This is a genomic window from Shewanella spartinae, from assembly GCF_019457555.1.
Lineage (GTDB): Bacteria > Pseudomonadota > Gammaproteobacteria > Enterobacterales > Shewanellaceae > Shewanella > Shewanella loihica.
In genome coordinates this window covers 405,347-419,812 of record NZ_CP080418.1, presented here as the reverse complement: position 1 = coordinate 419,812, position 14,466 = coordinate 405,347, and the positions used below count along the sequence as shown (strand labels likewise).

At 54.6% G+C, this 14,466-nt stretch carries 15 protein-coding genes and 1 tRNA gene; 7 read left to right on the top strand and 9 right to left on the bottom strand.

Translation table 11 applies throughout. The features are described from left to right. The first annotated feature begins 2 nt into the window (after positions 1-2). On the top strand, positions 3-581 hold the full coding sequence (locus K0I31_RS01925) for an SPOR domain-containing protein (protein ID WP_220072891.1): 579 nt from the start codon (positions 3-5) through the stop codon (positions 579-581). Between the two features lie 95 nt (positions 582-676). Here the strand turns inward: K0I31_RS01925 and K0I31_RS01920 are convergent, their stop codons facing one another. Next, complete coding sequence (locus K0I31_RS01920; protein WP_220079708.1) at positions 677-2,371, bottom strand: beta strand repeat-containing protein; 1,695 nt, start codon at positions 2,369-2,371, stop codon at positions 677-679. Positions 2,372-2,965: 594 nt separating this feature from the next. On the opposite strand from K0I31_RS01920, the gene hslV reads away from it, so the two are divergent. The 5 genes from hslV (at position 2,966) to K0I31_RS01895 (ending at position 6,753) form a co-directional block, all read left to right on the top strand. Further along, positions 2,966-3,490, top strand: a complete 525-nt coding sequence (gene hslV / locus K0I31_RS01915; protein ID WP_011864181.1) for an ATP-dependent protease subunit HslV — start codon at positions 2,966-2,968, stop codon at positions 3,488-3,490. 55 nt (positions 3,491-3,545) lie between these two features. Next, on the top strand, positions 3,546-4,871 hold the full coding sequence (gene hslU / locus K0I31_RS01910) for an ATP-dependent protease ATPase subunit HslU (RefSeq protein ID WP_011864180.1): 1,326 nt from the start codon (positions 3,546-3,548) through the stop codon (positions 4,869-4,871). Between the two features lie 76 nt (positions 4,872-4,947). Further along, on the top strand, positions 4,948-5,343 hold the full coding sequence (locus tag K0I31_RS01905) for a gamma-butyrobetaine hydroxylase family protein (RefSeq protein WP_220079707.1): 396 nt from the start codon (positions 4,948-4,950) through the stop codon (positions 5,341-5,343). Between the two features lie 13 nt (positions 5,344-5,356). Then, complete coding sequence (locus K0I31_RS01900; RefSeq protein ID WP_011864178.1) at positions 5,357-5,791, top strand: DUF3859 domain-containing protein; 435 nt, start codon at positions 5,357-5,359, stop codon at positions 5,789-5,791. A gap of 95 nt (positions 5,792-5,886) precedes the next feature. After that, a complete protein-coding gene (locus K0I31_RS01895) occupies positions 5,887-6,753 on the top strand; it encodes an AraC family transcriptional regulator (protein ID WP_220079706.1) in 867 nt (288 codons plus the stop codon). Positions 6,754-6,877: 124 nt separating this feature from the next. Here the strand turns inward: K0I31_RS01895 and cyoE are convergent, their stop codons facing one another. The 7 genes from cyoE to K0I31_RS01860 all read right to left on the bottom strand — a co-directional run bounded on the left by cyoE (position 6,878) and on the right by K0I31_RS01860 (position 13,081). Beyond that, complete coding sequence (cyoE, locus tag K0I31_RS01890; RefSeq protein ID WP_220079705.1) at positions 6,878-7,804, bottom strand: heme o synthase; 927 nt, start codon at positions 7,802-7,804, stop codon at positions 6,878-6,880. Between the two features lie 10 nt (positions 7,805-7,814). Then, positions 7,815-8,141: a cytochrome o ubiquinol oxidase subunit IV gene (gene cyoD, locus K0I31_RS01885; protein ID WP_011864175.1), complete on the bottom strand. Its 327-nt coding sequence runs from the start codon at positions 8,139-8,141 to the stop codon at positions 7,815-7,817. Continuing rightward, entirely contained in the window at positions 8,138-8,764 is a 627-nt protein-coding gene (cyoC, locus tag K0I31_RS01880) for a cytochrome o ubiquinol oxidase subunit III (RefSeq protein WP_220079704.1), read from the bottom strand. Before cyoC ends, cyoD begins: the two co-directional genes overlap by 4 nt. Next, the gene (gene cyoB / locus K0I31_RS01875) at positions 8,761-10,749 is read right to left on the bottom strand and encodes a cytochrome o ubiquinol oxidase subunit I (protein ID WP_220044016.1); all 1,989 of its coding nucleotides are present in this window, start codon (positions 10,747-10,749) and stop codon (positions 8,761-8,763) included. Before cyoB ends, cyoC begins: the two co-directional genes overlap by 4 nt. After that, the gene (gene cyoA, locus K0I31_RS01870) at positions 10,749-11,699 is read right to left on the bottom strand and encodes a ubiquinol oxidase subunit II (protein ID WP_220079703.1); all 951 of its coding nucleotides are present in this window, start codon (positions 11,697-11,699) and stop codon (positions 10,749-10,751) included. Before cyoA ends, cyoB begins: the two co-directional genes overlap by 1 nt. Before the next feature lie 140 nt (positions 11,700-11,839). Further along, positions 11,840-12,238, bottom strand: coding sequence for a hypothetical protein (locus K0I31_RS01865; protein WP_041406303.1), 399 nt, complete (start codon positions 12,236-12,238; stop codon positions 11,840-11,842). A gap of 752 nt (positions 12,239-12,990) precedes the next feature. Next, positions 12,991-13,081: transfer RNA gene (locus K0I31_RS01860), tRNA-Ser, on the bottom strand. A gap of 189 nt (positions 13,082-13,270) precedes the next feature. Between K0I31_RS01860 and K0I31_RS01855 the strand changes: the two genes are divergently transcribed. Beyond that, a complete protein-coding gene (locus K0I31_RS01855; RefSeq protein WP_220079702.1) occupies positions 13,271-13,762 on the top strand; it encodes a type IV pilin protein in 492 nt (163 codons plus the stop codon). Between the two features lie 11 nt (positions 13,763-13,773). Here the strand turns inward: K0I31_RS01855 and yjjG are convergent, their stop codons facing one another. Further along, complete coding sequence (gene yjjG, locus K0I31_RS01850) at positions 13,774-14,451, bottom strand: pyrimidine 5'-nucleotidase (RefSeq protein ID WP_011864169.1); 678 nt, start codon at positions 14,449-14,451, stop codon at positions 13,774-13,776. Between the last annotated feature and the right edge of the window lie 15 nt (positions 14,452-14,466).

Sequence of the window (14,466 nt, the reverse complement as noted above, 5' to 3'; positions counted from 1 at the left end):
GGATGAGCAATCGCGATTACGCCAACAGAAGACCAGCCTCGAAAGGACGTAAGAAGAGCACGGGTGGCCGACGTCAGCCGGCACCAGCGCCGAGACGCTTCCCCTTCGTGCTCTCTCTGGTGACACTGGGGTTAGTGGGCGGTTTCGGCTACTTCCTCTGGAGTATCAACGACAGCGCCGACAAGGTAGAGACTCAACCCGAGGTGCAAGCGGTGAAGCCTAAGGTAGTCAAGAAGGACCCCAATGCGCTGCCGCCTAAGCCCAAGGAGGAGTGGACCTACCAGGAGGAGCTGGAGAATAAGCAGGTCGAGGTGGATATTCCGGAAAACACCGCGCCGACCCGCCCCTACCAGATGCAATGTGGCTCCTTCAGACAGGAGTCTCAGGCCAATGAGATGAAGGCGGTGATCGCCTTCCAAGGCCTGGAGGCGCAGGTACGTAAGGTCAGCGGCAGCAACGGCACCTGGTATAAGGTGGTGCTTGGCCCTTACGAGCGTAAACGCCTTGCCGAGAAACATCGCCACATACTACAACGTGGTGGCCTCAACGGCTGTCAGATCTGGTTCTGGGAAGGCGGTTAATCTTATCGACCAAAAAGCGGGCCCTGGCCCGTTTTTTCTTTGAGTTAATAAAAAAGCCAGCTTGATGCTGGCTTTTTGTTGTCTGCGTTAATCGCTTAGTTCTGGGTGATGGTCGCCGTGTTACCGAAACCACCGGCCTGCATGATAGAAGCGCTATCATTCATGCCCAGCTGGTTGATGGTCGCCAGGTTGTGTGCGCCATCAAGACCCAGGCCAGATTGCTCGATCATGGCGTAGTTGTCATCGCCCTGTTGCAGCAACACGGCGTCATTGTATTCGCCGCCGGTCTGGTTAACCCAACCTTCGTTGTTGTTGCCAGTCTGATCGATATCGGCGGCACCGAAATCGCCCATCTGAGCAACAGTCACGCGGTTCAGCGAGGCAGTCTGGTCGATGTCGGCCATGTTATCTGTGCCGCTCTGGCTCACCATGGCGCCTTGATCTAGGCCATCTTGATTGATGTTTACGATACCGCCCACGCTAGCAGTTTGATTCACGTTGGCATTTAGCTGGCTACCTGGGCCCTGGGCCACAAATACCGCCGAACCATTAACACCTGACTGCATCACAGTCGCCGTAGAGTCGGCAGCCTGATCCTGCGCCACGACAACATTACCGTTTTCGCTGGCATCGATCTGGTCGATGAACACCTTGGAATTATCAGACTCGTTAAGCTGGCTCACCAGGGCGATGTTACCGTTACCCACCTGGTTTACGCTGGCCTCAGCCATGAATGAAGTATCCTGGTTGATGTTCACGTTGTTGAAGTTACCCACAGTCGTTACGGTCGCCGACGCTGGCTCATGGTAACCGAAGCCATACTGACGCACTGTGGTGGTGTTGGTGTCACCGGTCACATTCACGGTCGCGACGCTGTCGTTCACATGCTCTTGATTAACTGAGGCGATGTTAGACTCACCGTTTTGCATCACACTCAGGCTGGTGTTGATGGCATGCTGTTGCAGTGTATTCACCTGGTTGAAGCTGCCAGTTTGCGACACGCTCGCAGTGGCATTCAGGCTGTTATCATCCTGAGTCACGCTCGCCAGGTTTTCGCTGCCGTTGCTTTGGGTCACATCGGCGGTGCCGATAGAGCCGTTGATCTGGTTGATGGTGATGCTCGAGTCGGCAGAGCCATCCTGAGTCGCCGTTGCCACAGAGCTATTAGTGATCTGATTAATCGCAACAACCGAACGTTCGGCGTTGTTCATCTGGTTAACGTTGGCAATGTTCTCGGCGCCGGTCTGTACTACGGTCGACAGGGCGTCGGTAGAGGTATCTTGATCTGTATTAGCGCTGTTGTTGTTGCCAGTCTGCAATATGGTTGAACCGGCTGGGTTATGGATGCCGAAACCATACTGTCTGATGTTGGCGTTGTTGGTGTTACCCTGTTGCACAACGATCGCCTGTGAGTCGTTAACATGCAGCTGGTTCACATCGGCGTTGTTGCTCTCACCGGCCTGGGTAACCGTCGCATGGGTGTTGTCCATGTGCTCCTGGTTAACGGTAGCGTTATTTGACGACACAGACTGAGTCACCATGGCGCTAGAGTTCGCGACGCCGCCGATCTGGTTGATGGTGGCCGTTTGCGCGTCACCGGCTTGGTCGATAGTCGCCGAGCTGTCGAAACCCAGGGCGGTGTTGATGGTCGCTGTATGATTAGTACCAGTCTGCACCGTCGAGGCAATGTTACCCGAACCATTTTGTGAAGTGGTCGCCGTGCTGTCGGCAGCGTGGGCGGTACCTATTGTCATCGCAATGGCGGCGGCCAGTGGAAGTAGCTTTGTCATGAGTAATATCCTTTACTAAATTTATCTGTCGGGGCGCTCGCCTGAGGCAACCCCTGTGCACACCACCTAGGTGGTGCAATCCTGTGCAAGTCTCAGCAGTAACATGAAACTGCGATTACCAGATGCCGAATCTTCTTCGCCCATCACTCGATGTTGGCGCATCCTGCGAAGATCCCGACAAGCGTCACCGTGCAACCTCCGGCCTGTCGACCCCTACACCGCGAACCGTTTTCCTTTCATCCCCATGTTTGAAACAAGCGGCTTAGAAACAAGCGCCAGCCTGTGCTGGCAGGCAAAAGTATGCGGGCAAGCCTCTCCCCCTTCATCCGGCTAAGGTATGAAAGCCCACCACCAAGCGGCTAGTTTTGCCCAGACAGGCCCCCTCTTTAGTATTAGCCCCGACGTCATACTTGAATGAGTAAGGCGATAAAAATAAACGGCTTTTAGGTCGCAGAGGCACAAAACTCGGCTTTTCTCCTCTGGCGTGGGTAAACCTATGGTTGATCTCCCTTGAAAAACAAAATGCCACCCCCATATCTAAGCTATTGTCCACCGATGAGTTTCCTACTCGTCGGCTTGAGAAGAGGAAATACCGTGACCACAATCGTTTCAGTACGTCGCAACAATCAGGTTGTCATTGCCGGAGACGGCCAGGTATCACTGGGAAATACAGTGATGAAAGGAAACGCCAGAAAGGTTCGACGCCTGTATCACAACAAGGTCCTCGCGGGCTTTGCCGGCGGCACCGCCGATGCTTTTACCCTATTCGAACGCTTCGAATCTAAGTTAGAGATGCACCAGGGCCATCTGATGCGCGCCGCGGTCGAGATGGCCAAAGATTGGCGCTCAGACAGGGTGCTGCGCAAGCTCGAGGCACTCTTGGCGGTAGCCGATACCGAGTGCAGCCTGATCATCACAGGTAACGGCGATGTGGTGCAGCCAGAAAACGACCTGATCGCCATAGGCTCAGGCGGCAACTTTGCCCAGGCCGCGGCCACGGCACTGCTGGAAAATACCGATCTCAGCGCCAAGGAGATCGCCGAAAAGTCTTTGACCATTGCCGGTGACATCTGTGTATTCACCAACCAATTCAAGACGATAGAAGAACTGAATTACTAACACTGAGCCCGCTCACTGTTACCAAACGTATGCACCCAAGCATTAAGGGATACTTATGTCTGAGATGACTCCACGCGAGATTGTTCACGAGCTGGACAGCCACATCATAGGCCAGCAAAACGCCAAGCGTTCGGTCGCTATCGCCCTGCGTAACCGCTGGCGTCGTATGCAGCTAGATGCTGCGCTGCGCCAAGAAGTCACCCCAAAAAACATTCTGATGATAGGCCCCACGGGTGTAGGTAAGACAGAGATCGCCCGCCGTCTGGCCAAGCTGGCCAAGGCGCCTTTCATCAAGGTCGAAGCCACTAAGTTTACCGAAGTCGGTTACGTGGGTAAGGAGGTCGAGCAGATCATCCGTGACCTCACCGACGCCGCCGTCAAGCTGACCCGCGAAGAGCAGATGGCCAAGTGTAAGTTCAGAGCCGAAGAAGCGGCCGAAGAACGCATTCTCGATGCCCTGCTACCTAAACCCAAGGAAGACTGGGACACCGAGAAGAAAGATGACACCGGCACCCGTCAGGTGTTCCGCAAGAAGCTACGCGAAGGCCAGCTGGACGACAAAGAGATCGAGATCGATATCGCCGCGCCTCAGGTAGGCATAGAGATCATGTCGCCACCCGGCATGGAAGAGATGACCAGCCAGCTCCAGAGCATGTTCCAAAACATGGGCCCTGGCGCCAGCAAGCGTCGCAAGATGACCATCAAGGAAGCCTATAAGCTGTTGATCGAAGAGGAAGCCGCCAAGCTGGTGAACCCTGACGATCTTAAAGAGCAGGCGATCGAACTGGTCGAGCAGCACGGCATCGTCTTCCTAGATGAGATCGACAAGATCTGTAAGCGTGGCGACACCTCGGGCCCAGACGTCTCTCGCGAAGGGGTTCAGCGCGACCTGCTGCCTCTGGTAGAAGGCTGCACGGTGAACACCAAGCACGGCATGGTCAAGACAGACCATATCCTGTTTATCGCCTCGGGCGCTTTCCAGATGTCTAAGCCATCTGATCTCATCCCCGAGCTACAGGGTCGTCTGCCGATCCGCGTCGAGCTGGAAGCCTTGTCTGCCAACGACTTTAAGCGCATCCTCACCGAGCCCCATGCCTCGCTCACCGAGCAGTATGTGGCATTGATGGCCACCGAAGGCGTTAAGGTAGAGTTTAGCGAGTCGGGTATCGAGCGCATCGCTCAAGCTGCCTGGCAGGTGAACGAGCGCACCGAAAATATCGGTGCCCGCCGCCTGCACACAGTGATGGAGCGTCTGATGGAAGACCTCTCCTTCGAGGCCTCGGACAAGTCAGGCAGCACGACAGTGATCGATGCCGACTATGTCAACGCTCACCTGGAGAACTTGGTGCAGGACGAAGATCTCAGCCGCTTCATCCTGTAAACTTAAAGGGCCCGTCAGTTCCCCTGCGGGCCCTCTTTTTTAACCAGGGATACCCTCCCATGAATAGGCGAAGCATATGACCCCCCAAAGCGATACGCCCAAGGTCACAGGGCTCAAACTCAAACGCAAGTCGCGCCAGCTGGAGATAAGTTTCGACAACGGTCAGCAATATACCTTGAGCTGCGAACTCCTAAGGGTCTACTCCCCCTCGGCCGAGGTCCATGGTCACGGCAATCCCGTGCTGGTCACCCACAAGAAGAACGTCAATATCAACGCCATCACCCCTGTAGGCAACTATGCGGTCAAGCTGGTGTTCGACGACGGCCACGACACAGGCCTCTACTCCTGGAAGGTGCTCTATGATCTGGCTACCAATCAGGTAGAGCTGTGGGAGAACTATCTGGCCAGACTACGCGCCGCCAAGGCCAGCCGTGAGCCGCTGATCGACATGGCCGTGAAGTATCACACCTAACGCCTTGCCTCCTTTGTCTAAGCTCAAAGCCGATGTCACCATACTGCAAGCCGGACTCTTCAGCCGTTGGGATGAAGAGAGCCCGGATCTGCCCAAGTTTCTCAAGGCCACGGTCCATGTGCCGGCAGAGATAGACATAGAATTTGGCTTCATCGCCCGTATCCGCAAGGCCAAGAATCAAAGGCTTAGCTACTGCATCTATCATCCCCATATTCCAGACCAGCAGGGCAATGTTCGCCCGCCCTTCGAGGGTGAGCTGTTTGTCGAGTCCAACGACTGGAAGTTCTATCTGGGTGACACCATCTGGGCCCCCGAACATGACAAGGTGGGCAGGTGGCGCATGACACTCTCCCTGGGTGACAAGGTGGTTGCCGAGAAGACCTTTCATGTGCATCTTAACGATGAGGAGAGTCAGGTGGCCAACTTCTGGAAACGCAGGGGCTTTTAAGCACAACTGCTCGGCCAATCGCCATTGAGCAATATGAGTCAGGCAAAGCAAGCCCTCTCGTCGCACAATGGCCGCTCACTTGAAAAGGGATGCATATGAACCGAGCAGCGCACCAAGCCTATAGTCAACGAATCCAGACGGTTTGTGACTATATCGCGAAACATCTGGACCAGCCCCTGACGCTGGAACAACTGAGCCAGAAGGCGCACTTCTCCAAGTATCATTTTCATCGCCAGTTTCAGGTGTATACCGGCATAACCTTAGGTAAATACATCAGCCTGCTCAGGCTGAAGCGGGCCTCATACCGATTGGTGTTTCATCCCGAACTCAAGATCACCGACATCGCCCTCGATGCCGGGTTTGAGAACGGCGAATCCTTCTCGCGAGCCTTTAAGCAGGTATTTGCCCAGACCCCGACCCAGTTCAGGTTAACCCCTAAGTGGGAGCAATGGAGTCAACAATATGCCAAGGTGAACTATACAAGGAGAGAAACTGTGCAGATCAAACTCACACAAAGAGACGACATCAAGGTCGCCGTGCTGGAACACCAAGGCAGCCCGGCCGCACTGAACGACTCGATTCAACAATTTATCAACTGGCGTAAACAGAGCGGCGAATCCCCTGTGGCCAGCAGCCTGACCCTGGGCGTGCCTTTTAACGACCCCAACACGGTAGCGCCCGAGGCGTTTCGCTTCGACATCTGCGGCTCGGTAGCATCTGAGGTCAAGGCCAACGACTTTGGGGTGATCACTAAGACGATCCCCGGCGATCGCTGCGCCGTGATCCGCCACCAGGGGCCGCACGATCAGATGGACGATAAGATCTATCAGTTCTACCGCGACTGGCTGCCCCAGAGCGGCGAGGAGCTGAGGGACTTTCCTCTCTACTTCGAGTACCACAACTTCTTCCCCGAAGTGGCGGAGCATGAGCTGGTAACCGACATCTATTTTTCACTGAAATAGCTGTCGGTGAAACAGAACCATACAAGATGCCAGGCAATAAAAAAGGCGACCCAGATGGGTCGCCTTTTGCTTTCTTCTTAAAGCGCTACTAACGCTACAGATAGCACAACTACTAGCGCAACTTCTAGCCCAACATGGCCAGCAGCGGCGCCTGGCCGGCCACCTGAAAGTCCAGCGCCATGGTGAGGCTCAGGATGGCTATGGTCAGTATCGAGAAACCGAACACCTGGCGCGACCAACGCAGCAGGTTCACATCGCTGCGATAGCCTTTCAGCGCCATCAGTAGCCACCAGAAGCTGGTCACGCAACTCACCGCCATAAAGCCCACCCCGGTATAACCCGCCAGGGGTAGCAGGGTCGATACCAAGGCGAACAGGGCAATGTAGAAGACGATATGCAGCTTGGCCTTCTCTACGCCTTGGGCCACGGGCAGCACAGGAATATTGGCCGCCTCATAGTCCTTAAAGCGAAAGATGGCGATGGCATAGGAGTGCGGCATCTGCCACAGGCTGAACATGGCCAGCAGGATCAACGCCGCGCCATCTATCCTGCCGGTCACGGCGCAGTAACCCACTACGGGCGGCACGGCGCCCGAGAGGCTACCAACCAGGGTGCCATAGACGGAGTTACGCTTCATATAGAGGCTGTAGAGCCCCACGTAAACCAAGTAGCCGAAGACGGCAAACAGCAAGGCCGCTAGGTTGGTAAACCAGGCCAGCAGGCCAAAGCCGAGTGCGCCCAGGGCAATGCCTAAGCCAAGCACCTGCTTAAGTGGGATCGCGCCGGTCACCGTCGCCCTACGGCAGGTGCGCTGCATCTTGGCGTCGATATCCCGGTCGATATAGTTGTTGATGGCGCAGCCTGAGGCCACCACCAGAGAGAGCCCCACCAGCGTCGCCAGCATCAAGACGGCATCGACCTCCCCCCTGGCGGCCAGGAGAAACCCGCCCACCACGGCGATGAGGTTTCCCATGATAATCCCGGGTTTGGTCACCTGAAGATAAGCCCCCAAGGGCGCGGCCACCTGAGTTGAGGTCGAATGCCTAATCATGCTGCCTCTCCTACATCATGAGGTCGTTGGCGGCGTAGATGATCCACACCGACAGGCCAACCACCATGACAATCACCAGGGCGGTAAACATAAACGACAGGGTATTCACCTTGCCTTCCTTGGAAAAATCCAGGTGCAAGAAATACTTAAGATGCACCAGAATCTGCACCACGGCCAACACCAGCACTATGGCCAGGGTGGTCGAGGTCTCCAGGCTGTGGGTCATCACCGCCCAGAAGGGAATGCCGGTCAACACCACAGAGAGCAGGAAGCCGGTAAGATAGGACTTGATGCTGGCGGCCAGATCGTCCTGACCATGGGTAGTGGCTTGGCTCATAATAAGACCCCCATCAGATAAACCACGGTGAACACGCAGATCCAGACGATATCCAGGAAATGCCAGAACAGGCTGAGGCAGTTCAGGCGAGTCAGGGGGCGTCCGCCCGTGCCGCGCTTAACCACCTCAAGCATCATGATCGCCATCCACACCAGGCCAGCACTCACGTGCAGACCATGCATGCCCACTAGGGCAAAGAAGGCGGAGAGGAAGGCACTACGCTGCGGGCCGTTGCCCTCGAGGATCAGGTGATGAAACTCGTTCACCTCCATGCCGATGAACACACAACCTAAGGCGAAGGTCACCGCCAACCAAGCCAGGGTCGCCCCCTTGTGATGACGCTTGGCAAAGATCAACGCCAGACCATAGGTGATACTACTGAGCAGCAGCGCCGCGGTTTCAATCAGGACGAAGTCCAGCTCGAAGATATCCTTGCCCGACACGCCGCCGTCTGTATTCATGTAGAGCACAGCATAGGTGGCGAAGGCCGAGGCAAACAGGATGCAGTCGGTCATCAGGTAGATCCAGAAGCCCAGCAAGGTGTTCTCGCCGGTATCATGATGCTCCTCATGTAGGGTCTCGACCTGGGTAACACTCAGGTCAGCTGGGATAGCAATACTCATATCTGCCCCTTAGATAGGTTGTTCAGGTGCGCGGTTTCGATACGCTTAACCTCATCGCCCTGCACGTAGTAATCGGTGTCTGTGTCGTACGCTCGCATCAGGAAGACGATGAAGGCGCCCAGGAAACCTGCGATGGCTAGCCAGAGGATGTGCCAGATGGCGGCAAAGCCGGCGGCGGTGATCCCAAGGGCCATCCAGACTCCATGGCCGGTATTCTTCGGCATGTGGATCGGCTGGTAGCTCTCCTGCATCTGATAGGCCTGGCCCTGCTCCTTGGCATGGGTGAAGGCGTCGATATCGACGACCTGAGGCAGACGGGCAAAGTTATAGAACTGAGGTGGCGAAGCGGTCGACCACTCCAGGGTGTGACCATTCCAAGGGTCGCCGGTGGTGTCGCGGTTCTGCTCACGATCGCGGATACTCACGTACAGCTGAACGAACTGCAGCACTATGCCGACGAAGATGATGCAGGCACCAACCGCCGCCAGATAGATCCAGAAGTTCCAGTCCGGGTTATCTGTCTGATTGAGACGACGTGTCATGCCGAGGAAGCCCAGCACATACAGCGGCATGAAGGCGACATAGAAGCCCACCTGCCAGCACCAGAATGCCGCCTTACCCAGACGTTCGTTGAGGTGGAAACCGGTCGCCTTAGGGAACCAGAAGGCAAAGCCCGCCAGGTAGCCAAACACGGCGCCGCCTATGATGGTGTTATGGAAATGCGCAATCAAAAACAGGCTGTTGTGTAGCACATAGTCGGCGCCAGGCACCGCCAGCAACACGCCTGTCATGCCGCCTATGGTGAAGGTCACCATGAAGCCCAGGGTCCAGAGCACGGGCACCGTCAGCTTCAGGCGTCCACGGTAGATGGTAAACAGCCAGTTAAACAGCTTCACCCCGGTCGGCACGGCAATCACCATGGTCATCACCCCGAAGAAGGCGTTGACGTTGGCACTCGAGCCCATGGTAAAGAAGTGATGCAACCAGACGATGAAGCCCAGAATCGAGATGGCGCCGCTGGCCCATACCATAGACTTGTAACCAAACAGACGCTTGGCGGTAAAGGTTGAGATCACCTCGGAGAAGATACCGAAAGCTGGCAGAATCAGGATATACACCTCTGGGTGTCCCCAGGCCCAGAACAGGTTGATATACATCATGGCATTACCACCGCCTTCGTTGGTGAAGAAGTGGAAATCCATGTATCTGTCCAGGGTCAGCATGGCCAGCACGGCCGTCAGGATCGGGAATGAGGCGACGATCAGTATGTTGGCCCAGGTGCAGGTCCAGGTGAAGATCGGCATCTGCATCAACTTCATGCCCGGCGCGCGCATCTTAAGCACAGTCACCAGGAAGTTGACCCCGGTGAGGGTGGTCCCTATGCCGGAGATCTGTAGCGCCCAGATATAGTAATCGACACCAACCCCTGGACTGTAGGCCAGCTCAGACAGCGGCGGATAGGCTACCCAACCTGTCTTGGCAAACTCACCCACCCCCAGAGAGATGTTGATCAGCACGGCGCCGGAGGCGGTCAACCAGAAGCTGAGGTTATTCAGAAACGGAAAGGCAACGTCGCGCGCGCCTATCTGCAGCGGCAACACCAGGTTCATCAGGCCTATCATGAAAGGCATCGCCATGAAGATGATCATGATGACGCCATGGGCGGTGAAGATCTGGTCATAGTGCTCGGGCGGCAGGTAGCCGGCGGCGCCATTGGTGGCCATGGCCTGTTGAGTGCGCATCATGATGGCATCGGAGAAACCACGGATCAGCATGACGAAGGCCAGCAAGATATACATGATCCCCAGGCGTTTATGGTCGACCGAGGTCAGCCAGTCGCGCCACAGAGGGCCCCATTTCTTATGCTTGGTGATCAAGGCCGCGATAACAAGGCCTATCACGGCGACCGCAGCTAGGGTCACCATGATAATGGGTTCGTGGAAGGGAACCGCATCCAGTGTTAATTTTCCAAGAAAAGACGACATTAGTGTTCGCCTCCCGTCGTGTTAGATGACTCAGATGCATGCACCTGCTCGTGTGACTGCCCGTGTAAAGTGGCGGCCGGCATCGCCATGCCCTCATGGGCAGGCATCTGGTGGTGATGCATGTACTGCATAACGATCTGCTCAAACAGGCCGTCACTGACCGAGGCGTAGTAGCTCACGGGATTATTACTGCTCTCTTTCGCCAGTTCGCGATAACTCTCTGGGCCGAGCGCCGCGCCTTCGCGCTTCACCTTGGCAACCCAGGCGTTGAAATCGCCGCGGGTTGGTGTGGCGATGGCGTTGAACTTCATGCCGGTAAAGCCCGCACCACTGTAGTTGGCCGAGATCCCCTTGTAGGTACCAGGCTCGTTGGCGATCAGATGCAGCTTAGTGGTCATGCCCGCCATGGAGTAGATCTGACTACCCAGTTGGGGAATGAAGAAGGAGTTCATGGCCGTATCGGAACTTATCTTAAAGTTCACCGGCACATTGGCAGGAAACGCCAGCTCGTTGACCGAGGCGATCCCCTGCTCAGGATAGATAAACAACCACTTCCAGTTGAGTGACACCACCTCGACGGTGATCGGCTCGGCCTCATGGTCCAGCGGTTGATAAGGGTCCAGCTTATGGGTCGAATGCCAGGTGATCACACCCAGAATGCCGACAATGACGATAGGCACGCACCAGACCACCAATTCGATCGTCTTAGAGTGCGCCCACTTAGGTGCATAGATTTCATGATCGCGACCGTCGCGATACTTCCAGGCGAAGTACAAGGTCATGACGATCACAGGGATCACCACGATCAACATCAACAAGGTGGCAATCACGATCAACTGCTTCTCATCGATCCCCACCTGTCCCTTTGGATCGAGTACGCCACCTTCACAGCCTGCCAACATCAGCGCCGCCATGGCACAACTTGCTTTGGCAAAGTTTCGAATTAACACAAGGAATATTCCTCTAACCCTAGTTTATGAGATTGCCAAATGGGCTTGGCAAGGGTATCCGGGCCAGCAAGGGGCAAGCATAGAGCGCAAAATAGGGCTCAAGCTGCGAAAATTAAGCGGCTAAGGATACTTAAAGTATTTTATAAACAGAGTGTTAGGCTTGGAGGGGCGCGACAGCCGTGAGCGTCATGTTCGACGCTCTTAAGATCGCATGTCAGCAGTGGGTAGCCTGGCCCTTGGGAAGCCAGGAGGCAAAACAGCTGATAAGCGATGAAACAGAGACAGAGATATGGATAGATGAATAGCGGGCTGATGAACACAGGCCCCATCATGGAGAGATCGAAGGACTCCCAAAGCAGCCAGTCTGACAACAGCTGCATCAGCTCACGGCTATCTAAATAGCTGGAGATCACTACCGAGAGGCAATAGCAGAGCAACAGCAGGCTTAACAGATAGGCCAACTGTTTCTGATGACTAATTGCCAGCCGGGCGAGGTCACGCTGTGCGTCGGCCAGAAAATGACTAGGAGTAGGTTTCAATAGATCAGTCCAAAATTGGAATGCGATCGACAGCAATTGAAAAAATGCGAATCATTTACACTGTATTTTTATGCCGCGGGAGCATAGCAAAAAGCGCTCGGTAAAAGAAAGCGGGAATCCAGCCCGATGTTTAAAATTTATTCAAATTAGCGATAAAAACGCCACATTTAACAATTTTTAAACCTTAAAAACACCAAAACCGATCACAAAAGCCAGCATTTTTGTGAGCCATGAGCCTATTAGCACCTACTCATCTACTCGCAAACTCCCAGTAAAACCGGCCCGATTTTCCCCGATTGACAGCCACTTGCCTATTCACGTTGACGAATAATTATGCAGGGTATATGCAACTGAGGTTGGGTTAGACGGAATTAAAGCAAGGAAAGGAGAGCTAGGGTTAACCCCTAGGCACAGATGACGATGGGCTAGCAAAATGGAATAGATAGGAAGCCAAAACGAAAAAGGGCTTCCATTTCTGGATGCCTTTTTTCCTATATATTGCGGAGAGATAGTCGGACACTCTGTTGAAAGGCATTAGCGTTAGGAACCCGGCTATGACTCAAATGCTATATGCTAGATAGCACAAAGCCCGCTATAAAGCGGGCTTTGCTAATGTGGCAGAGGGATAGCCAGATCTAAATATTAGGAACCCTGGGTTCAAAATGCTTTTGTTTGCTTAGTCGCTTAGATAGAACTTAGCTAGCGCTAGAACGAAAAAGGGCTTCCATTTCTGGAAGCCCTTTTTCTTAATGTGGCGGAGAGATAGGGATTTGAACCCTAGACGGGCTATAAACCCGTGCCGGTTTTCAAGACCGGTGCATTCGACCACTCTGCCATCTCTCCGAACGCCGAGAATAGTAAGGAAATGGACTTTAAATGTAAAGCCTAAATTTCACTAACTGAGCAACAAATAATCCATTAAGGCATTTTTCGATGACAAATGCGTTAAAAACAACCTTTTCATACCTAATTTAGGGATCAAATGCCTGCTCAAGGTGTACTATAGGCACAAAGCCAACCCCAGGTAGCAAGATGAAACGTAACGGATTTACCCTGATTGAACTTGTCATCACTGTCATCATACTCGGCATTCTGGCCACCATTGCCCTGCCACGTTTCATCAATATCCAGTCCGATGCCCGCATCGCCGCCCTGCAGGGACTCAAGAGTGAGATGAGCGGCACCCTGCCCCTGGTGTTTACCAAGGCGAGTCTGGAAAACCTGCAGACACAGGCCAGTACAAACATAAGCCTCAACGGCGATCAGGTAGAGCTCGCCTATGGCTACCCAGCTGCCGACTCAGCCCACGCCTGGGCTCTCTTGCTCGAGGCCACCTTTGCCGATGCTGTGTTCAACGCCGACGACCCGGCCGACTGGTACTTTCATAATAACAAGGCCGAGCCCTTTATCCGCTTCATGCACCCAAGCAAGAAGTCCAGTAGCCAGAACTGCTACCTCAAATACACACAGGCCCTGAGTACTACCCAGGGCCCAAGTTTCGAGATTGTGGATTCGGGCTGCTAACCCTATTGGCATTAGCCCTTGAGCAGCAGGTGTTGCAGCTCGGTGAGTGATGCCACCTGATAGTGGGGCGTGATCCCCTCGGGGACGGGCTGACTGGCGCGGTTGAGCCAACAGGTATCGAAGCCGGCGTTAAGCCCGCCTTGAATATCCGAATGGGGATTATCTCCCACCATCAACACATGCTCTCTGGGCGGATGCGCCATCTGCGACAGGGCGTGTTCGAAGATCGCCACGTCGGGTTTAGCGACCCCCACCTCTTCCGAGATCACCACGGGCGAGAAGGCATGCAGCAAGCCGGTACGCTCCAGACGCACCGTCTGCAGGTCGGTAAAGCCATTGGTGATGATCCCCATCTTCACCTTACCATAGAGAGCATCCACCAGCTCGGCGGCGCCAGGCAGCAGGGTACAGATATCGGCCATGGCCGTGAGAAACGCCGAATTAAGGTGCTCGGCGGTGACAGAAAGCTTCTCGGCCCAACGCTCGAAACGGGTCACCTGCAGGTGACGGGCGCTGATCTTACCGTCTTGATAATCCACCCACAAAGGCAGATTAACCGTTTGATACTCTTCGAAATCGGCTAGGGTGAAATCCACACCGAAGCGCGAAAACATCAACTGTAATCCTTTAAAGGCGTCGAAATGAAACAGGGTTTCATCGGCGTCAAATAATATCCACTGGTACTTCATTCTCTCTCCATGGGT